The organism is Candidatus Cloacimonadota bacterium (genome assembly GCA_028706475.1).
In the GTDB taxonomy this organism is placed as follows: Bacteria; Cloacimonadota; Cloacimonadia; order Cloacimonadales; family Cloacimonadaceae; genus UBA5456.
Genome location: JAQWBI010000032.1, coordinates 1 through 20125 on the forward strand (window position 1 = coordinate 1; position 20125 = coordinate 20125).

Below are 20125 nucleotides of genomic sequence, written 5' to 3' on the forward strand. Positions count from 1 at the left end.
TGAGGGCTCCAGAAGGGCGTTTTAGGGCAAAATCGACCAAATTTTCCACTTTTATTTGATAATTCCCACTGCCGGGCGCTTGACACATCTCAGCATTGACCAGGGTCGGATTGTTCAATGGTCTTTACAATCTTGTTCAAGCCCAAATCTTCAAAACAGATGATGAGCTCCTACTTTATTGTCACAGCCAGAAAATGGAAAGCAAAGAAAGAGCAATGCAAGATAGCTATTCCCGACGCTTTGAAGATGATCTGGAAAAGATCATAGCCGGCCTTAGCAAAAAACGCAGCAACAAGAGTTACGAAAAGATCATGGAGCGGATCGGACGTCTCCGAGAACGTTATTCTGCAATAGGCAGGTTCTATCATATTGAGGTAAGCGAGACCAACGGTACTGTGATTACTATCGAGTATCACAAGGTAAAGCAAGAAGAGGAAGATGATCGCTTCTCTGGTTCATATTGGTTGCGCAGCAGCAATTCCGAGTGGGATGAGCAGCAAATATGGGATACATATATGATGTTGAACCGGATAGAAGCCGCCTTTCGTAGCCTCAAACACGAACTTGCTTTCTGTCCCATCTATCATAGTACAGAGCGGCGGGCAGAGGCTCATATCTTCATTGCGGTATTGGCTTACCATCTTCTCAACTCAATCTGTCTTCAATTACGCCAGGATGGGATAAATGACTCCTGGAATACCGTGAGAGCTAGGATGTCTACACACAGAAGAGTGAGTATCTCGGCTATACGTAGAGATAAAACAACAGGAATAGAGCGCATTACCAGCTCGGCAGAACCCTACCACCTGAAAATATACAAGGCTCTCAACATGAGCCCCAGCCCTGTTATAAAACCTCTAAAACAACAAAAATGTAGTCCCCACGAAAATCTTATGTGATTGCAGAACAGGCACGTACATATTTAAAGTGGTAAAGTCGGGTTAAAGATACCGGGATTATGTCCTAACGAAGTGATCCACTTCACATAATCATTCATAATTTTGAGAATATACTGTTTCTCCATCGTACCTGACAATGAAAGGCTCTTGGTGTTTTAATTTGATTCTAACTTCATTAACAACCGTTTCAATCATTCCCGACATTGTGCTTGCGGACTCGGGTTCTAATGATGCATACAAGCATTGATACAATTCTGTAAGAAATGTGTCTCTATTGATCTTGTAGGCATGTGATACTACGAGTAGAAGGTGTTCAGAAGGAAGCTTAGCATTTAGCGAACAAAAGAATGTATCGATCCAAGTTTCAATGTCATGGGGTTGAAGCAATCCACATATTAGATAGCACATAGCTGCATGATTCCAGTAGGATTCATCCTTAAACAAACACCCTAGGTTAAACCAAGCTAATCCGCACAATGCATCTGCCTCAATTGCATTTTCAAGAGACTCCATGTTAGGCTTACCGTCGGAAGCAAGTTTTTCCGCTGCTTGTGGTTGGCGTACTTGATTTGAAATTGAACAACCATTTACCATGTAGTCTAAACAACACCGTTTTAACATCCACTCAGATACGCTGAAATCATCCTTTGAACAGATGCTTAAGAAATCATCCTTTGAACAGATGCTTAAGAAATCATCGAATTTACCGAGTGCCTCTCTATACTGCCCATCATACATTAATGCATCTGCATGCAATGCTATTGTTTTTGGATCTTTTCCAATCTCAAAAGCCTGTAAATATAGCTTTGCAGATAGTTCGAACTTATTGAGATGAAACAAGACCCCAGCTATTTCTCTGTAGTAGTAATCTCTTCCTAAGTACTGAGGAGCAAGCCTTTTAGCTTTCCAATAAGAATGAAAGGCTTCCTTGAATCGCCCAAGACTTCTGAGAAGATTCCCCAAACTGTAAACGTAGGCTCCGACTTCTTGATCTTCACATCTCATACTGACTTCTACTAGTGTTTTTTCCCAAAAGGCAGCTAATGCTTCTTCGCGATGATCATCACCCACCACGCTCGCACGTAAAACAACAGGTATTGATAGCATCAAATCTGTGCTTAGTGATCCTTGATAAGATTGGTGTATTTCATCCAATAAACTGATGTAGATTGTACTGCGCATAAGCTTAGGCAAACAAACAGCATAAATCACCGGCATATCAATAGTGTCTCTTAACAATCCGTTGTCAGTTAGAATCTTATAGCCCCTTTCTGGCGAAGCATTTAGGATTAGCCATATTCCTATGCTTCTTACAATCAAAGGAACAATGCGCTTCGCTCCGTCAAGATCACCATACTGAGACTTATCAAAGTGTGATACAATACCTCCCATTCCGATGATTTCAACATTTAGTTCATCGTCGAATATCTTGGCTAAAACAACCGATTCTGAAGAGCTGTCTTGGAAAGTTACAATGTTATTGAATCGAAGCATCTCGCTTTGTATGTGGGATAGATACAGTAAAGTAGGACAAGACAGGGCTGCATTGGCATCTATGATTATGCTAGTTCTGTATGGCAATCTGATGTGATCGTTTTTAAACTGCCGGAGTAGTCGAAGCCGGGTTTCAATAGCTGTTGCTGTATCACCATCCCATTTATCTACTTCGTTGAATCCGATAGTGATTGACTTAGAATCAGGTTTTGAGTAGTAAAGATCAATTGAACTAGACCATTTCGAGTAGAATTCGTTTCTATGAGAAGAATATCGGACGATCAGAACAGGGATATCAAGTGAATAGAAATATTTTATTGTTTCAATTTTCATTGAGACTGAATGGATGTCCCTACTTTGTTTTGAATCGGTTGCCTTGAGTTGAACATAGAACATGAGACCAGTTAAGTTACGGAGCTCATCAATCAACTCAACTTCGCAGTCAATCCCATAGTCAAGATACTTTTCCCTAAACGCCCATCTTTCGGGCAGTAATAATCTCAGTTTGTTTTTTGATTCATCTTCAAGACTATGAGTTCTTGGTCTCTTAGGCATATTACTCCATTGTCATTTCAATCATTGTGTTATTCACTTGCAATTTTTTAAGTCATCTCTCATAGCCTTTACCAAGCCTTCAAATGCCAAATGCCTAACACCAGAACCAGGAGCAGTATCAACTATTTTCTGTGCAAAATCTGCAGATTCCTTTGACCCAAATAGCTGAACCCGGGTTTGCCAAAGTGCATATTCTTTCGCATTCTTTTCAGATGGCTCAGCACCTGCATGATGAAGTGATCTGAGAAGCCCCAGATAAGCACCCCTCTTTTCCTTATAAACTCTCTCGTTGATAATCTCTCTCTTCCGAGATATGGTCGTTATTATCGTAGTAATGACAGATCCGATTCCAATACCGCCTATCAAATACACCACTATGGTTATTATGTCCATACTAAACCTCTTCATTTCAATAACGTTACACATCCAACCCCGCCCCATATTCCTTCAGCCACTGCACCTGCTTCTGATAATCCGGGACTATCTTATCCACTTCATTCCAGAAGTCCTTGCTGTGCCTCTTATGTTTGAAATGCGCTAATTCATGCACTATCAGATAATTGATAACACTCACGGGTGCCATCATGATCTTCCAATTGAAGTTCACCTTGGGACGCTGCACTGAACACGATGCCCATCTGTTTTTGAGATCTATGATGGATACAGCTTCCACTTTCAATCCCATCATCTCAGCAAAGCGATATACACGCGGTTCTATGAATTTCTTACCCCGCTGTCTATAGAATTCCTTGAACATTCCCTTCAGCTTGTCCTCAGAGCCCTCAGGAGCATAAAAGTGCCTGCCTTTGAATTGGATGCCATCCACCTCGTCACTATATTGCAGATAGTAGTTTCTACCCAGATACAGGAAGGATTGCCCGTTCACCAATTCCCGTTTGATGGCTTTCTCATTCAGCAATGCCCGCTTTGTCTGATATTTGTATATCTTATATTCGTTTTGCTTGAGGAGGTTTTGCACTTCAAGGTCAGTAGTTCCATCGGGAACGATCACCGTAATAGAGCTATCCCTTTCGATATAGATTGATGCTGTCTTGCGCTTGCTATGTTTGATTACTACTTTGTAATCCAGACTCATGAGCCCTTCACCTCGGCTTCCCGTTTATGTGCCAGACTGATCAGTTCCGCTGTCAGCTTGGCTGCAACTGCTTTGAGGGGTTCTATGGTGCAATATTCAAGCTCGTCCCTGATATCGCCTTCCAGCCTTCTGCGTTCATTGGGCTTCTGCCAGAAATTGGGTATGGAGATTGATTCCTTGATTCTGGCATAGATGAATTCAGAGATCTTTGCAGCCTCTACAGCAGTATCGGTGTCGCCCTTATCAATTCCCGCCTCCATCAGCATAAGCTCCAAGTATGGCGCAATCGGAGCATCAACGATGCTGTCCTCTGCCTTGCGACCTTCTCCGATCTCTTCTCTCAGCTTGGTAAGCTCTTCGATAATCCTATCCCAGTGCTCTTTGTAAGAATCAAGAATTCTCTGCAGCCGCTCGTGGAAACCGGTATAAAGTGCCGGGTCTTTTTCCATGTTCACTTTGATGTGCCAGCGGATGGCGTGTTCCATCTCGGATGCTTTGGCTTTTCCGGTTTTGTTATGATCATTTAGTGTTTTGGGAAAGTCATCCGAGAGCAGCTTCACCGGAGCAATCTTAGGATTGATACCTTCTGAGATCAGATACTTGTCTATCAGCTTGCGAACCTTTGCCCCTGCCCATTTCAGATCAAGGGTGCCATCATGATAACGGTTGCGCATCCTCATCAGGATATAGCCCAGTCGCTTAGCCGGGACATAATAATCCCTTGCCAGGGATGCATTAAAGAGCAGTTCCAGGCTATCAAAGAATGCTTTGATATATGTATCGAACTGTGCCCGGAACTTCATATCTGCACCAAGCTGCAAGCAGTTCTCCACCAGTTCCCATTCCTCATCTCTATCTTCGATCTTCTGTTTGATAAAGGCTTCGATCCTGATGACGCCTTTTTCTTCAAAGAGGTGGATCAATCTTCTATAGCGGGATTCCAAGACCGGAATCTCCTTGTCCAAGCCTCTGAAATAAGCGCTCAGGTCTTCAAGTTCTTGCACATCTGTATCGGTAAAGATTGCCAAAGCCTCTTTCAGATGCGATGCCACGCCAAAATAATCCACCACAATGCCATGCTCTTTCACATAGCCGGATTTCATTACCTTGGTACGATTAACCCTGGCAATTGCCTGCATCAGCTTGTGTTCTCTCAGGTTCTTATCAAGATACATCACCTGCTCAATCGGAGCATCAAAACCCATCAGCAGCCTGTCACAAACGCAGAGGATAGCTACTCCACTCTCAGGTTTGTTATAATCAAAGTCCTTCTTAAAGCTCTCCACCGCATCCATATCCAGAGCTTGTCTGCGAGCCAGAGATACATAACCCGGCTCATTGTTGTCCATCATGGTTACCACCGCACAGATTTTGACAAATCTCATCTGCTTCAGCAGTTCTTCATCCCGCTCAGCTTCCGGTTTTGCCTCTTCACCCAAAATCAGCCCTTTTAGCGCATTTTCCAGCTCATACTTATACCGGCATGCAGCTACGATAGAACTCGCCACCACCTGCCCCTTAAGGCCGTTTGGGAGGATTTCCTGCGTATAGTGAGCCATGATATCTTCCGAGATGGCTTTGATCCTCTCCTTGGATTCCAGATATGCCATCTCCGTGCCATAGCGTTTTTGAATCTCCAGGCGTTCTTCTTCCGATCTCTCCCGGAACATATCTTCAAATTCTTTCTTGAAGAGCTCCGCATCCGTAAGCCTGTCCTGACTGGTTCTGCCGATGTAGAGGATATCAACCGTAGCTCTGTCTGCCACGGAGTCGTTCATCTTGTAAACATCAATGAAATTGCCGAAGCGTTCATGCGTCTTCTGTTTATGCCTTTCCGTGAGCAGAGGTGTTCCTGTAAATGCGATCTTCACTGCATTCGGAAAAGCCAGGAAGAGGTTATCTCCCATTTCACCACCCTGATCCTGATGCGCTTCGTCTATCAAGAGCAGGATTCTCTCGCTGGTATTCAGCTCCGGAAATTCTTCATAACGTGGAATCACTCCTGCTGCCAGCAGAGATTGAGCCGAGATGGCATTGTTGATCAGGAATTTATGCAACATCACCATATTGAGGTTTGAACTGGTGTTCTTCAGCTTATCAAGGTCTCGCTTATGCTGTATCATGGTAACGCTTTCGCCACTGTAACCTGCAGTGTTGGATAGCTGATCTTCCAAATCCAGACGATCATTCACCATGATGATCTTGTAATCCTTCAAGTCTTCGGTATCTCTGAGCTTCTTAATCAGAAATACCATCGTCAGAGATTTACCGGAGCCTTGGGTATGCCAGATCACTCCGCTGCGTTCAAAGGGAGTTTTTCCCATCCGCAAGCGCTGCAATATCTTGCCCACTGCCCGGTATTGCTGATAGCGGCTTACTATCTTTACCAGTTCGCCCTTCTTGATCTCCATGAAGATCGTGAAGTTCTTCAGGATATCCAGCAGAATGGCTTTATTCAGCATCCCGTGGATCATCACTTCCTGACGCTCTTCATCCGGTGAGACCTGGATAGTCTTATACTCCTCAGGAAAGATGTCTTTCCAGTTCAGGAAGTGGTCAAACTCCCCGCTTATCGTGCCAAATCTGGCTTCAGAGCCATGGGTCACAATGCTGAAGAGATTACTGTGAAACAGCTTCTCCTCACCCTCTTTGATGCCATAATCATCCACTCTCAGGTTTGCATAGCGGTTTAGCTGGATAAATGCTTCGCTCAGAGGTTGTGCCACATCCATATCTTTGCATTCCACTACAATGATTGGCAAGCCATTGATGAAGAGCACGATATCCGGCACAATCGCCTGTCTGCTGGCACCGGGAGTCTCGATCTTGAACTGATTAATGGCAATGAAGCTATTTCGTTCCGGATTGGCATAATCGATCAAGCGTACCTTGGGATTCTGCTCTCCGGTAAGCTCATTCACATCAACCGTGGTATTCTTGGTCAGCAGTTCATATACCACCTGATTTGCCTTTAGCAGTCCAATGCCGGGATGCCAGGTTAGCTCAGAGAAAATGGAATCAAGCTGTTTGTCTGTAAGCCAGCTTCTCCCGTCATCAGTAAGATTGATCCGCCTTAAAGCACTCTTGAACTCCTGCTCCAGGATCACTTCCCTGAAAGAAGCTCTTCTGCTGATACTGGGATCAAAGGGAGTAAATCCGGTCCCCTGATCAATCACTTCCCAACCAAGCTGACTCAGCTTATCCAGAAAGGGGCGTTCGACATTGGTGTATTCAGACATTATCCCTCCCAAGTTTAGATCTTCCAAACCTCTAAAGCCAGGTTGATCAGCAATTGCTGCCGTTCATCGATAGCGGCGGCATTCCAATCAGGAAACACCTTCAGGTATTGATTGATCCTATTCACAGAGGATTGATTTCCAATAGTCGGCATTTCCACCAGACTGCGGGTTAAGTAGATACCGCTGACTCTGTATTGAGAGCACTTGTCTAAGTATCGTGAGTTACTCGCCACAATGTTTGCCGTCTTCTCAAGTAGAGTTAAGTTGCCAAGTTTGGTCTTGCATAAGTCATAATCACTATTGGGATTCCCATTCACAAATTCTGTTCTTAACCAATCCTCAGGATTATCGGGTAGTATATGCTCGATCTCGAAACCAGAGAAGTCTCTGAGAGATCTTTTATCATTGACTCCAGTGAATTGTTGCTCAATATATTGTGCGATTTTGGCGAGGAAATACTTGGTTCTGTAATATTGGAGCGTCCCCAATGTGTAATTACCCAAGAATGCCTGGAGCTCAGTTTGTTTGGCTTGCACATTGGGAACAAAATGCTTATCAATAAACTCATCTAAAGCTGTTTTCTGCAAATCTGGATCGGTGAGTTTGGTGATATCTCGTAGTTCTCCCACCCATTGAGCGAAGTATCTTTCCAATTCCTTAGTGGGTGTTTTCGTAAAGATGTAGTAGAATAAGAAGATCTCAAGCTTTTTCACGAAGTGATTGAATAGATCAGTTGGCAGCGATCTTACCGCCAGCATGAGAATATAGTGCAAGCTGAAGGCACCTCCGCAGAGCATTCTCAGGTTGTCTGTATAAACGTTCTCCTTGCCATCTTTATCCTTGCCATTGATGTATGCCAAATAGCAATTCAGGTTGTCTATCAGATGTTTTACAAAAGCAAAAGGATCTTTCCTGTAACCACATAGATTGGCATTATTCTCATCCACCAGCCAATCATAAATCTCATCTTCCCTGAGGATGTTGTCTTTTCTACTGTTGTCTATAGGATAGTTCGACATCAGATAATAGCGTAGAAACCGCAGCGGCTTTTCCTGTCTTTCCTCCAGTGGCTTGGTGATCTTCTTCCATTCATCTTTGAGTTTGGAAAATTCTTCTGCATCGGCTTGCCGGAAGATCAGATTCTTCATCAAGTCCATGGGATTAAGCCCAATACCTCTTTCGTTTATCGTCTCAAAGATCTTCAATGCGCTGCTTATCTCAGTGGATATCTGAATAAACACGACATGGTTGGCGAGATATGCCCAGAATTTGAACAGTTCATCCGTCTTGGCAAAGTTGTCATTTAAGTAGTCATATATTGTCACATAGGCATTCACGATATTCTTCAGTGCACCATAGGTGTTTACTCCCGATGCCTTGATTGCCTTTGTTGTTGTTAAGGAATCCCCGTTTACTTTGATGATACACTGTATGATCTCAAATGCACCATCATACTTTGGTTCGAGCTTAAGGATTTTCTTTGTTTTTCCCGTATCCAATACTTTACTTGAGGATAACAGGCTGTTGATCTCGTTTTCCTCTTCTCGCTGATCAAAGAGTGCTTTCATGGCACACAGGATCAGATAGAAAGTTGTGAGTCGTTGCTGACCGTCTATGACATCATATTGGTTAACTGATCCCCTCGGTGTTACGATTACTGTCCCTACAAAGTATTCCGTTTTGCTGTTTCCATCCATCTCATCAACAATATCATCCAGCAGTCGGACTACTTCTTTCTCCTGCCACACGTACTCCCTCTGATAATCTGGGACATTGTAAAAACACTCATTAAACGCCTGGTAGATTGTGTACTTGTGATTCTCGATTTTTGACATTAGCTGTTCTCCAATATATCTTCGTTGATTTTTACTCGTACTTTGCCAGTCAATAGGTCAGCCATGAGACCCTGCTTTAGATCACGATATTTATTCAAATCTCTTTGCTCATTCTTCAGAGCTACGTCCAATGTCTTGAGGACATCTGCTATTTGCTTCTGCTCTTCAATTGGTGGTTTTACTATCGTAGTAGCCTCCAGGTCACTCCGGATAATTCCATTGATTGAGGTTCCCTGATTGATCTTCTTGAAGTTCTCTACCAGTATTTGTAGATAGTAATAAAAGAACTCAACGCAGTATGTGCTGGGGTCAAGGATAATCCCAGTGATGTCCTGGCTAATCGCAACATCAAATGGAGCAATAGCCAGTTTTCCGACTCCTGTTCTGGTTACAAGAAGGATGTTCCCCTTTCTAATAAGGTGGCTTGAGGAGTTTCGCAAAGCTTCTTCGTTGATTTGTCTTCTAACAACTCCAACTTCGAAAGTATCCAGAAAATCAGCCCCAGTGATCCAGGGTATGGTTCCAACCCAGTTTGCTGCGTTCTTTGTTGATGGTGTTCCGCCGTTTACAAACTCGAGGCATGCTTCCTTGATGGTACAAACTTCCCATTCCTTGGGTATCCAGCCCAGTTCAGTCTCTTTGTAAAGCTCCGGGGCTTCTTTAAATGATGGTCTCAGCTTTCCAGTTTTCACATCGATGCCACGGGTGAACAAATCCTGCATCATCCCTGCTTTGATTGCTTTGTACTTTTCAATCGCAGCTTCGGTCTTTTCTATCACTTCGTCAATTGTGCTGAGGAAGCCTGCTATTTCAACTTGTTCGTTGTTATCAGTGGGATAGTATATTTCATGCTCTGATATATCTTTTCTTTGAATGTTTGGTAATCCACTTCCCACCCTAAGTTTCATTATATCTTGCTGAGTGTATTTCAGAAAATGATACAAATATGTATTGTATATCCGTACGTTTCTCAATGTATAACAGTGACCTCCGCTCCAAAATCTCTGTCTCATCAAAGAAACAAATCCACATGAATTCCCACCCTCGCTTATTGTGATTGATCCACTTTCTCGGTTCCATCTATCGAGATACCCCGATGGTTCGGTACCCCCGTTTATGACTGGATATTTCCCAGTTTGATCTAATGTATCAGAGTTAACTTGATCGCCTTTAACAATTTCAGCTAATTGGCCTAAGCTACCCTTTTTCCACTCACTCATACCCAAGTTCCTTAAGATAATCTGCCAATTCAGAGGCTGCTGTATCTCTTTCTTTCAGGACAATATGCAAGGGCTGATCATACTTCTCCCACAAGCTTTCCAGGGCTGACCGAAACTGTCTGCTGTACTGGATCAGGTAATCATTCACTTTAGCGTAGAGAGTTTTTTCCCAACGTGCCAGGATCAGTTCTTTAGCTTCTGCTTCGCTGATCTTGCTTCTTGCCTGCTCCACAAGTTGCTCTTTCAGGTCTGTGATCTCTTTGATCTTCTTGCGGTTTTCCTTTAGTTCCTTTTCCATCTCCAGATGTTTGGCAATCCGCTTTTCTTGCTCTTCAATATTCTTAGTAAGTTCCGTTTCACGGGGAGCGAGTCTCTTGATCTCAAGCTCGATAGCTGTATAGGATTCTCCGCTTTTCTTCAGTGCTTTAATCTGCTTCTCTTTATTTTTGATGTCCTTGCAGATCTCCTTTAGCTCTGCACCTAGGTCTTTGATGCCTGCCTTCACTGTTGCCAATTCATCTTTGGGGAAGATCTCGTATTCATCTTCAGTCCAGGTACCCTCTTCCAGCTCGTTCACTTCCGCAAATAGGGCTTCCAGTTCATCTCTACGGGCTTCGCATTCGTTAAGCTCTTTGATTACCTCTGGAAACTGGCTCCGCAAGATCTCCTCATCGGGTATCAGTTCAGCATTCCAGCCACTGGCTGCTACGCTGCGCAGGTCATTGAAGATATCGCTCCAGAATCCTGCAAAGGCACCCCGGCATTTAAACTCGTCCAGAATGCCGAGAGAGCCGATCTTAGCGGTGATCGTGGCTGAGAAAGCATGATAGAGGTCATAAACATTTCGCTGCTTGGGAAGGGCTTCCAGTTTGGGTTGGTGCTCATCCCACCATAGTTTCAAAGTGCTCATGTATGTCTCATGTTTGCGGTTTATCGCATCAGCTTCATCCAAATAGCCTTTGATCGCTTCCTTGTCACTGATGATTGTAGCAAACTTCAGATAGTTGTCTCTATCATTGGTAAAAAGCTGCTCTCGGATACCAGGGTAGTTATCCCAATAGTGTTTTAGAGCTTCTACTTCCGCTACTGGGATACCGCCTTGCAGATGCGCTGTTACGTCATGAGGCTCTGCCGGAGGGCTATTGCCCACATATCTTCTGATGTTGCAATTGAATTCTTCAGCTTCCAATTCCGCATGGCTTACTTTTCTGCTGTAGGCAGCAAGTTCCCGCTTGTTTCGATATACGTAGGTGATCTTTTCTATGTCTTCCGGACGCAGGATATTCTGCACCTTACCAACTTTATACTCATGATCGGCATTGATGAATAGCACTTCTTTGCGGGTGGAAGCTCCGGTTCTATTGATGATCAGAATGCAGGCAGGAATACCGGTTCCGTAGAAGAGCGCAGGAGGCAGGCCAATGATGGCTTCCAGATATCCTTCTTTGATCAGCCATTCCCGCATTCTGCGTTCTTCTCCACCCCGGAAGAGAACACCATGGGGCATGATCACAGCCAGGCGTCCTGTGGATTTCAGAGTGCTGAACATATGCTGGACGAACATGAAATCAGCCTTGCCTTTCACTGGCATCCAATAGCGGTAACGCTCCTTGAACTTCATTCCGTCGGTGGAGTAGTTTTGGGAGAAAGGAGGATTGGCGATCACGATGTCAAAGCGTTTCAATTCACCGCCTTCCACATGCTTGGGCTCCATCAAGGTGTCACCGTTCTCGATCTGAGCATCCAGGATATTGTGAAAGAGCATATTGAGCTTACACAAACCCCAGGTGGTGCCGTTCTTTTCCTGTCCATAGAGAGTCATGTTTCTGGCAGTGCCGTATTTGCTCTCTACGTAATTGTATGCTTCTATCAGCATGCCCCCGGAACCGACTGCCGGATCGCAAATCTCAGCATCCTGAGCGGGATCGAGGATATTGACCAAGAGCTTTACCACGGTTCTGGGAGTATAGAATTCTCCGCCCTTCTTGCCTGCGCTATCGGCAAAGTATTTGATCAGGTATTCATAGGCAGAACCCAAGAGATCGGGAAACTCCAGATTATCATCGGTGAGGACAACCTTATCAAAATGGGTAATGATCTCCACCAGGTCTTTATCGGTGATGCGTTTATTGTTCTTGCCGAAGGTCTTGTTGAAGTCGATGGGCTTTAGCACACCTTCCAGAGTATCGCTATTGCTGTCCTCAAGCGCTTCGAAGGCTTTCTTGAGTTCGTCTCCGATCTCTTTCTTCAGGTGCCGTATATTCTCCCATCTGGCACGTTTGGGCACAAAGAACTTGTAGCTGGCTTCGCTTTCCAAACCTGCTTCCAGTGCCTCGCCGCTTACTCCCTTTTTCTCAAGAGCAGCCTTGCGATTGATTCTTTCGATATTGAACAGGTCATTCACCCGTTTCAGGAAAAGCATGGCGATCACGTATTCCTTGAATTCCGAGGCATCCATGTTTCCCCGCAGGGATTCACATGCCTCTTCCAGAAAGCGTTCCAGCCACGATAAAGATAGTTTATGAGCCATTTACTAATACTCCGGTGTTTACACGAAAGCCCATAGGATTCGACATGTCCTCGTGTCGAGCGAGGCCGCAGGCTGAGAAAAGTAAGCAGCTGCGCTGCTTCTGCAGACGAGACGTCTGCAATCCTATCCCCTCGGCTTTCATTGTCGGTGGCGAAAGCTGGCTTTCAGTTAAGGTTGTATCATTCTCTTGGTTTTCGCCAAGCGATTTGTTACTTAAGTTCACTTTTAGATGGTGTGTCACAGAAATGAGGTTTATGATGATTTTGAGAGGTGTTTAATGCAGCGCTTAGCTTTTCGATCTTGTTTTAATGGCTTTTAGGTTTGCTCCGCCAGCTTTGACCCACTCATCAATCTCGTTAATCTTGAATTTCCACAATCTCCCCATCTTGTGGGTTGGCATATCGTGAAATTTTATCCACCGATACACCGTGTCATCACTCACCCCGAGGTAAGCACATATCTCTTTGATGGACAGCCACCTGTCCTGCAGATGATCCATTGTCTCTCCTTAAGAGCTATATTGGCATGGGATTAGGCCTTTCTGCAAAGCACTACACCCATACCTTTTTGATCTGATTTCATACTTCACAGAACCCTTCCGATTTGTCAATCGTTAAATTCCGTTTCTCTCCGCAGATACCCGCATAGAGGTGGTTAAGAATTGACGGGAATGTGATTGCTATTGACAATGAGAGCCGTGCATAAATATTTGCAGAATTGAGTAAATAACTATTTGATGGGAGAGTGAATGCATCAATATGACAAGGTTCTAAGCTACATCGACTACTTCTCCACTGGCAGAGATGAAGTGGGAACCTGGGTGTACAAGCCACAAGTTTTCCCATACGTGAACTACTCACCAGAGATGTCTTCATTTATCCATGAAGTTTATGAAACTGACCTCATGGATACAGAATATCTGCCATATCTGGAAAGCCATCTCCCTCGTGATGCAAACTTAGCTGATTACATAGAGAATGCAGATTTCCGACTGCTTAGAGCCATTTTTACAGTTATCAGCAAAGAGTCTACGGATATCATCTATTGCCTGTTTCACGTATCCCTCACAGCGGTATATTCTATTTTTTCAAGCATATGCAAGGTTGATTTTTGTCAACTCCAAAAAATGTCTCATCTTTATGCATCCTGATTTGTCAGCATACAGGGGAGTGCTTTACTGGCTCTCGATCTCGGAACAAGTGGCTCAGTAGGTACGAAATATCCAAATTGCCACAACGACCGAAGGGAGTTTTTGAATCATTTCTTCTTTCCCTATGTTTGATACAGTGCCGAAGCAGATATCAAGCCGTTATCATCCTGTGCTCACTCGATGATAACCCGATGATATCAGGTTCAAGTATCGATAAACCAGAGGAGGAATGAAGCTCTTGAACCGTTTGGTAGCGGTATCAATGTGCTGGAATAGCAAACCACCTATGTTATCTATCTCTGTTAAAATAAGTTCAGGGGTGTCTTGGAATCGGGCAATGCATAGAATCCGCCCCAGCTATTGAAGTCCATTTGACCATATAACATATAGGTATACAATAAGATATATAAGGTCAAATGAACTCCATTCGCACTATCCGGGTTTAATCTGAAGGGGAATGCTCTATTACTTCACCGAATCCGATTTCAAACCTTCTGGTAAGTATCTCACTATCGGTCAATCTGATGTCTCCGCTGCCGGTTTCAATCTCTGCATCTTTTATGCGGCTATTTACGATGTTTATTTCTCCGCTGCCCGTGTCTGCTTTGAAATCTGTGATTGAGCTGTCCAGTATATGGACATCTCCGCTACCAGTGTCCGCATCAAACACGCTTATCATACAATTGCTTACCACTACCTTACCACTGCCGGTATCCAACTCCAGTTCCTTGTTTTCCCGCATATCTGAGACGGCTACATTCCCGCTGCCGGTATCGATGCTCAGAGCTATGTTTTGCGGTATCGTACCGGTTACCCCGGTTATCAAAGCCGGTTTGCCAGACTTTGTTTCGTAGCTGAGTTTGCCATTTTTAAAGAGTATTCGTGCGTCTCCGGGTTCATATTCCCTGTAGCTTACTTTCAAATTCACCTGTGCGTCTGAAACGCCATTAACTGCTACATCACCGGAGCCAACATCAATCTCCATGTGGCCGATATTGTAGCTTTGCAGTACCTCTGTGTTGTTTTCGTAATCCAATTCAACACCATCTACCATCGTTTTACCCTGTACATCGCAACTAACGGTGCAGGAACAAAGTCCCAGGATTATTGCCAAAGTGCAGATGAGTATAAGCGCTCTCTTCATGATAACTCCTTGATTGCAGCAAGTATGATCTCACTTGCGTTGTTTTATTGCATTCCCTAAACGTGTGATGGGTCAAATAGACTATTCGCAGGCAGAAAGTAGTGTAAACTTACTTCCCGCTTTGCACGGGAATCCAGATCTCCATTATGGAATCTTCAGAACCATCCTTGAAGCGATGGTCATAACGTTCCAGGGAGTCTGCATACAGGAATTTGTGTTTGCCGTTATGACTATAGGTACCGTAAATGTATTCATAGAGTTTACTGACCTTTTCTACGGGACCATGATGCTCAAAGACGATGTAATCACAGGCAGGGATAATACGGGATATCAGCCCTTCGGGAAGCTTATCCAGGCTTTTTACCTGAGTTGCCACCATATAGCCCCAGGCATCTTTACCTTCTGCATTCTTGGTCATGAAGTTTATACCGTAGTAGGCATCACCAATAGCTTCTGTGATCTGTTCATTGATCCGGAAGAACTCCTCCCAAAGCTTCATGTAGGATTCTGTTTCCGTGCTGTCAACAATCGCCACTCCGGCCATCATCATCTCCGGCAGCTTAGCTTCACGAGGGACTGGCTCGGCTTCTTTGGCCATACAAAGGCCACCTGCAATAGTAATCAAAACAAATAATATCAAAATCATTTTCATGTAGTACTCCATACATTCTTACATTGATTACAGATGCCTTTGAGAAGTCAAGTGATAAATCACTATTTCGCTGGATATGTACACCCAAATTCGAGGAGCCCTGTTGTGGGATGGTATAGCAACACATAGCTGCTACGGTTTTCGGAGGATCGGAAAGCTCCGTTACTAAGTCGGAGCTTCGGAGAGCTCGGTTACGGATCGGAGCTTTGGCTTCTCGCTCACTTGAGCAAGGCGATAATGTCTGAGGTGGAGAGCAACTTGCCGCTGGCCACCACTTTTCCGTCTATCACCAAGGCCGGTGTGATCATCACACCATAGTCCATGATTTTGTCCAGATCAGTTACTTTCTCTATGGAAGCTTCAATACCTGCTTCATTGATCGCCTGGCGGGCGTTTTCTTCCAGTTTCTTGCATTTGGGGCAACCGGTTCCCAAAATTTTGATAATCATCTTTTACTCCTGTTTTTATGTTCTATATTGATGGGGCACACTCTTACTAATGCCGTGGGACGGGCATATTGTGCAGTCCTCAGGCAAGAGCAAAACTGCACTATCATGCAAAAAATACTCCGAAGAGGTATCCTGTAATGGTGGACATGATTACCACCAAGAAAATGAATACAGCGGTCTTTTTAACGCCCAATACGGTATTGATCACTAACATACTGGGAAGTGATAGTGCCGGGCCAGAGAGCAGAAGAGCCAGAGCCGGACCCTTACCCATACCGCTTCCCAAAAGGCCTTGCAGGATCGGCACTTCGGTGAGCGTAGCAAAATACATGAAAGCTCCGGAAATGGAGGCAAAGAGATTTGCCCATAATGAGTTTCCCCCCACTGCCTCTTCAATCCATCGTGAAGGAATCCAGGCTTCAAAACCAGGACGTCCCAAGAGCGCCCCGGCTATCATTACACCAAGGAAAAGCAAAGGAATGATCAACTTGGCAAAATCCCAGGTGGAGCCCAGCCAGTCCTTCAATTCGCCCTTCTCTGTGGCCAGGAAGAAACTGAATAAAACTATGGCGGTAACAAAAGCAATATGCGGTTGCTGCGGAAACACCAATCCGGCAATCACAACAGCTATGGTCGTAATCAGTACTTTCCACATGTTGAAGCCATAATACAAATGCAGGATCAAGCCCATCAAAAAAGCCAATACAGCCGAAATAATCCACTTCATCGAATATGCCCACACCACAAATCCTGATGCAGTAGCACTGTTTGGTTTCGCCCAGTTCAAGAAGATCAGGATCAGGATCATCAAAGCAAAAAAGATTATAGTTTTCCACATCGGACGCGTGTCGTCTCCACCGTTAAATCCAGCAGCGGTTTTTTGGCGTTCTCCCTCTTCCTTGCGGAACCACAACTGCATAATGAGCCCGATGATAACGCTGAAGGATATCGCTCCTACAGCACGTGCAATGCCAATCTGCAATCCCAGAATGCGAGCGGTCATCACGATGGCGAGGATGTTTATAGCCGGGCCGGAATACAGGAAAGCAATTGCCGGACCCAAGCCTGCGCCTCGTTTGTAAATCCCGCTAAAGAGCGGTAAAATGGTGCAGGAACACACTGCTAATATAGCTCCGGATACCGATGCAACGGCATAAGCAACCACCTTCCTGGCAGCGGGCCCCAGATACTTCATCACGCTGGCACTGCTGATAAATACACTCACTGCGCCAGCAATAAACAAGGCAGGGATCAGACACAGCAACACATGCAAGCGAGCATATTCTTGAAGCATATAAAAGGCTTCCAAAACTCCGCCCTGGAAACGGCTTCCCTCGAAGGGAATAAAATACGCCGCTAGAAAGACTGCCAGCATTAGCCCCAATAATCTTACTTCTTTCCAGTTTACTTTCATCCTAGACACCCTGTTCCCTTATCTTTACTACGCATTTATACATATCCAACACGCAGGGGCAGAGCAGACGATAGATCATCTGATTGTTGATTTTTGTGGCTGTAACGATGCCGGCATTCTTTAGTATCGCCAGATGGCGGGATATCGTGGAGATATCGATGCCTACCATTTCCGTAAGTTCGCTAACGCTCTTTGCCCCCTTATCCAATTCATCCACAATGAACAAGCGGGTGGGATGCGCCATGGCCTTCATAACAGATGCCATATAAGTATATCTTTCACTATTTAGCATTTAATCCTCACTGATCAGAGTATTTGCCCTTTTTGCCAAATAGCCCGATTCTGTCAAGACTTTCCGTGTAGGCGTTCTCTCATTTACTTACCCAGCCTGATCTTCGTCTGCCAGCGCACCCTTCTTTTATCGATACTTGGTACAAATCCTCACTGAAATCTGCAAATAGCGATCACTTGGACAAAATGGATAAGTCGATGAGAGAAAAGAAGATCTGAAAAGCAATTGAAGAAAACCACTTGGACATTGTTTCAGTAAATTTCGCTGGCAATTGGTCAAAGAAAGCCTGCCTTCTTCCCGCAGAGTACTATCCGCTCCTGATAAGTGATATTGAGTATCAGGCTGCCCTCTAAAGAATGACAGTACCATCTGTTTACCATTAGATAACACCCATATAACACCCATAGTGTCAGATAAATATTCTGATGGCATAGAGTTATTAGTCCGCAGTTTGAGAGCCCCCTTGTTAGATTAGCTCATTGACTGTCTCTGTATTCAAACGCACATAAACTGCTTCACGGGAGAACTGCCTATGGGTGGTCAATTCACAGGCTATCAATCCATGTGGGCAATTTGAACCTTTGCTGTATGTAAATAGCCACTATTATAAATCTTGAAAATACTACATTCGCTAGCTACCAGCTTCTTATTCTTTAAAAGTCGGTTTGTTTCCCCAAGGAAGATCGAATAATCTTTTGATGCCCACTACCGGCACCACCATACCTTTTTTATCACTGAATTCGATTCCCAGATCCAGGGAAAGATTTGCAATTCCCTTCTCCCATTGCCAGGTATAGATGGCGGCGTATCGTGATATATTCTGATCTGCTTGATCATAGATAATGTCATTATGAAATATAGATCGATACTCATTTATCTTGCTACTGACCCTGATTATACCATATCGGAAGGTGAGGCTATGGGAGATTTTCTTATCCTTTGAGTATTTTACCCTACTGATCGTCAAGGGAAATTCTCCACCTATTCCCCGCTGCTCAAGCAGGTATCCTGGCTCATCTATCTGGCCCCACGGCCACGGCTCTTGCTCTTTGAGGGATACATCTTCCTGATGATACAGTATCCCAGGGGCAAAGCCCAGCCAATAGCTATCTCGAATGGGAAGCGAATATTGTAGATAGCCACGGAAAGAAGTGGTGAGTGATGGCCAGGAGTGACTTTCAGCCAAAGCAAGAGCCAGCTGTCCTCCCACCTGGAATCCATTACCCAAGCCTAAATCTACGCCTGCTGGCAATTGGAAGCCCAGTTCTGCCTCCCGTGGTCGGCTATTCAAACCCAGTGTACTATCCGGTTCAAAATTCAAGGCAGGAGCGTATGAATAGCTGGAAGATAAGGATGCCGTTCCACGAGCCTTACCTTTTGGTAAAGGCTCCGCACTGCGCAGGAAGCAATTGTCCAGATGTGTACAGGCACTCAGCATGAGAACAGAGAGCAAAGATAGATAGATGTGTACTTTCATTCGTTTCTCCTATTTGATTAAGCTTATTTTCTTCGTTTCCAATGGCATACCATCACACTCCAGCCTCAGAAGGTAGATGCCATTGCCACAAAGGCGACCATCTGCATCACGAGTATCCCAATTTAGAACCTGCTCATCAGTCATAGGTCTTACAGGGATCTTTTTAACCAGTTGACCTTTGAGGTTATAGATTTTGAGGCTAGCTGTAGCGATACAATTTTTGCCGGCATAAGCCTCGAGTAAAATCCTAATATTTGTGTAAGTACTAAAAGGATTGGGATAGGCATGAATGCTGTAAGAATCGATGGCAGGTACCACCGGATCATCAATGGAGACCCAGGGCCTGGAGCCATACTCAAATGCGCCCATATCGATGCGGTCGTTCCAGATGCGCCAGTTACCCGCCAGATCAAAAGGAGGAAGGTTCAACTCGCTGGTATCCGGAGTACCGGCATCGATGCAGGGTGAGTACTCTGAAAGACTGTAAAAGAGAGGATCATGGATGTCAAAGCCACCGGTAAAGAGCGGATCAGCGTCAATGCTGGAAGGTAAGAAATCTATCGTGTTACCCGGTACCGGGAAAGGTAGAATGCCATCGATGCCATCTTTTACCAGGGAATGATCGATTCTAAGATTGGTATGCTCATTAGGATCACCATTCATAGGTTCTACCTTGATC

At 44.5% G+C, this 20125-nt stretch carries 17 protein-coding genes; 2 read left to right on the plus strand and 15 right to left on the minus strand.

Going from position 1 to position 20125, the window contains the following annotated elements; genetic code table 11:
• Nucleotides 1-215: 215 nt before the first annotated feature.
• Nucleotides 216-899 carry a transposase gene (locus PHF32_06575; protein ID MDD4560382.1) on the plus strand — a complete coding sequence of 228 codons (684 nt, stop codon included), beginning with the start codon at nt 216-218 and terminating at the stop codon, nt 897-899.
• Nucleotides 900-989: 90 nt separating this feature from the next.
• Here the strand turns inward: PHF32_06575 and PHF32_06580 are convergent, their stop codons facing one another.
• The 8 genes from PHF32_06580 to PHF32_06615 form a co-directional block, all read right to left on the minus strand.
• Nucleotides 990-2948: a DUF4365 domain-containing protein gene (locus PHF32_06580; protein ID MDD4560383.1), complete on the minus strand. Its 1959-nt coding sequence runs from the start codon at nt 2946-2948 to the stop codon at nt 990-992.
• Nucleotides 2949-2981: 33 nt separating this feature from the next.
• The gene (locus tag PHF32_06585; protein ID MDD4560384.1) at nt 2982-3341 is read right to left on the minus strand and encodes a hypothetical protein; all 360 of its coding nucleotides are present in this window, start codon (nt 3339-3341) and stop codon (nt 2982-2984) included.
• A 25-nt stretch (nt 3342-3366) separates the two neighbouring features.
• On the minus strand, nt 3367-4044 hold the full coding sequence (locus PHF32_06590; GenBank protein ID MDD4560385.1) for a SprT family zinc-dependent metalloprotease: 678 nt from the start codon (nt 4042-4044) through the stop codon (nt 3367-3369).
• On the minus strand, nt 4041-7283 hold the full coding sequence (locus PHF32_06595; protein MDD4560386.1) for an HsdR family type I site-specific deoxyribonuclease: 3243 nt from the start codon (nt 7281-7283) through the stop codon (nt 4041-4043). The genes PHF32_06590 and PHF32_06595 overlap by 4 nt, the downstream gene beginning before the upstream one ends.
• Before the next feature lie 14 nt (nt 7284-7297).
• Nucleotides 7298-9118 (minus strand): DUF262 domain-containing protein, encoded by a 1821-nt coding sequence (locus tag PHF32_06600; GenBank protein ID MDD4560387.1) that lies wholly within the window; start codon nt 9116-9118, stop codon nt 7298-7300.
• Nucleotides 9118-10338 (minus strand): restriction endonuclease subunit S, encoded by a 1221-nt coding sequence (locus PHF32_06605; GenBank protein ID MDD4560388.1) that lies wholly within the window; start codon nt 10336-10338, stop codon nt 9118-9120. Before PHF32_06605 ends, PHF32_06600 begins: the two co-directional genes overlap by 1 nt.
• Nucleotides 10331-12868: an N-6 DNA methylase gene (locus PHF32_06610; GenBank protein ID MDD4560389.1), complete on the minus strand. Its 2538-nt coding sequence runs from the start codon at nt 12866-12868 to the stop codon at nt 10331-10333. Before PHF32_06610 ends, PHF32_06605 begins: the two co-directional genes overlap by 8 nt.
• A 286-nt stretch (nt 12869-13154) precedes the next feature.
• On the minus strand, nt 13155-13367 hold the full coding sequence (locus PHF32_06615) for a helix-turn-helix domain-containing protein (protein MDD4560390.1): 213 nt from the start codon (nt 13365-13367) through the stop codon (nt 13155-13157).
• Between the two features lie 249 nt (nt 13368-13616).
• On the opposite strand from PHF32_06615, the gene PHF32_06620 reads away from it, so the two are divergent.
• A complete protein-coding gene (locus PHF32_06620; GenBank protein MDD4560391.1) occupies nt 13617-14018 on the plus strand; it encodes a DUF6508 domain-containing protein in 402 nt (133 codons plus the stop codon).
• Nucleotides 14019-14460: 442 nt separating this feature from the next.
• Here PHF32_06620 and PHF32_06625 read toward each other — a convergent pair whose 3' ends face one another.
• The 7 genes from PHF32_06625 to PHF32_06655 form a co-directional block, all read right to left on the minus strand.
• Complete coding sequence (locus tag PHF32_06625; protein MDD4560392.1) at nt 14461-15162, minus strand: DUF4097 family beta strand repeat-containing protein; 702 nt, start codon at nt 15160-15162, stop codon at nt 14461-14463.
• 109 nt (nt 15163-15271) lie between these two features.
• Nucleotides 15272-15814: a GyrI-like domain-containing protein gene (locus PHF32_06630; protein ID MDD4560393.1), complete on the minus strand. Its 543-nt coding sequence runs from the start codon at nt 15812-15814 to the stop codon at nt 15272-15274.
• Between the two features lie 218 nt (nt 15815-16032).
• Nucleotides 16033-16263 (minus strand): thioredoxin family protein, encoded by a 231-nt coding sequence (locus PHF32_06635; GenBank protein MDD4560394.1) that lies wholly within the window; start codon nt 16261-16263, stop codon nt 16033-16035.
• 103 nt (nt 16264-16366) lie between these two features.
• Nucleotides 16367-17677 (minus strand): permease, encoded by a 1311-nt coding sequence (locus PHF32_06640; GenBank protein ID MDD4560395.1) that lies wholly within the window; start codon nt 17675-17677, stop codon nt 16367-16369.
• Between the two features lies 1 nt (nt 17678).
• A complete protein-coding gene (locus tag PHF32_06645) occupies nt 17679-17969 on the minus strand; it encodes a metalloregulator ArsR/SmtB family transcription factor (GenBank protein ID MDD4560396.1) in 291 nt (96 codons plus the stop codon).
• Nucleotides 17970-18615: 646 nt separating this feature from the next.
• Entirely contained in the window at nt 18616-19446 is an 831-nt protein-coding gene (locus PHF32_06650; protein MDD4560397.1) for a hypothetical protein, read from the minus strand.
• 9 nt (nt 19447-19455) lie between these two features.
• On the minus strand, nt 19456-20125 hold a 670-nt coding region (locus PHF32_06655; protein MDD4560398.1), incomplete at its 5' end, for a T9SS type A sorting domain-containing protein.

Coding starts and splice junctions, on each gene's coding strand:
- PHF32_06575 (MDD4560382.1), top strand. CDS start 216: ATGCAAGATAGCTATTCCCGACGCTTTGAAGATGATCTGGAAAAGATC.
- PHF32_06580 (MDD4560383.1), bottom strand. CDS start 2,948: ATGCCTAAGAGACCAAGAACTCATAGTCTTGAAGATGAATCAAAAAAC.
- PHF32_06585 (MDD4560384.1), bottom strand. CDS start 3,341: ATGGACATAATAACCATAGTGGTGTATTTGATAGGCGGTATTGGAATC.
- PHF32_06590 (MDD4560385.1), bottom strand. CDS start 4,044: ATGAGTCTGGATTACAAAGTAGTAATCAAACATAGCAAGCGCAAGACA.
- PHF32_06595 (MDD4560386.1), bottom strand. CDS start 7,283: ATGTCTGAATACACCAATGTCGAACGCCCCTTTCTGGATAAGCTGAGT.
- PHF32_06600 (MDD4560387.1), bottom strand. CDS start 9,118: ATGTCAAAAATCGAGAATCACAAGTACACAATCTACCAGGCGTTTAAT.
- PHF32_06605 (MDD4560388.1), bottom strand. CDS start 10,338: ATGAGTGAGTGGAAAAAGGGTAGCTTAGGCCAATTAGCTGAAATTGTT.
- PHF32_06610 (MDD4560389.1), bottom strand. CDS start 12,868: ATGGCTCATAAACTATCTTTATCGTGGCTGGAACGCTTTCTGGAAGAG.
- PHF32_06615 (MDD4560390.1), bottom strand. CDS start 13,367: ATGGATCATCTGCAGGACAGGTGGCTGTCCATCAAAGAGATATGTGCT.
- PHF32_06620 (MDD4560391.1), top strand. CDS start 13,617: ATGCATCAATATGACAAGGTTCTAAGCTACATCGACTACTTCTCCACT.
- PHF32_06625 (MDD4560392.1), bottom strand. CDS start 15,162: ATGAAGAGAGCGCTTATACTCATCTGCACTTTGGCAATAATCCTGGGA.
- PHF32_06630 (MDD4560393.1), bottom strand. CDS start 15,814: ATGAAAATGATTTTGATATTATTTGTTTTGATTACTATTGCAGGTGGC.
- PHF32_06635 (MDD4560394.1), bottom strand. CDS start 16,263: ATGATTATCAAAATTTTGGGAACCGGTTGCCCCAAATGCAAGAAACTG.
- PHF32_06640 (MDD4560395.1), bottom strand. CDS start 17,677: ATGAAAGTAAACTGGAAAGAAGTAAGATTATTGGGGCTAATGCTGGCA.
- PHF32_06645 (MDD4560396.1), bottom strand. CDS start 17,969: ATGCTAAATAGTGAAAGATATACTTATATGGCATCTGTTATGAAGGCC.
- PHF32_06650 (MDD4560397.1), bottom strand. CDS start 19,446: ATGAAAGTACACATCTATCTATCTTTGCTCTCTGTTCTCATGCTGAGT.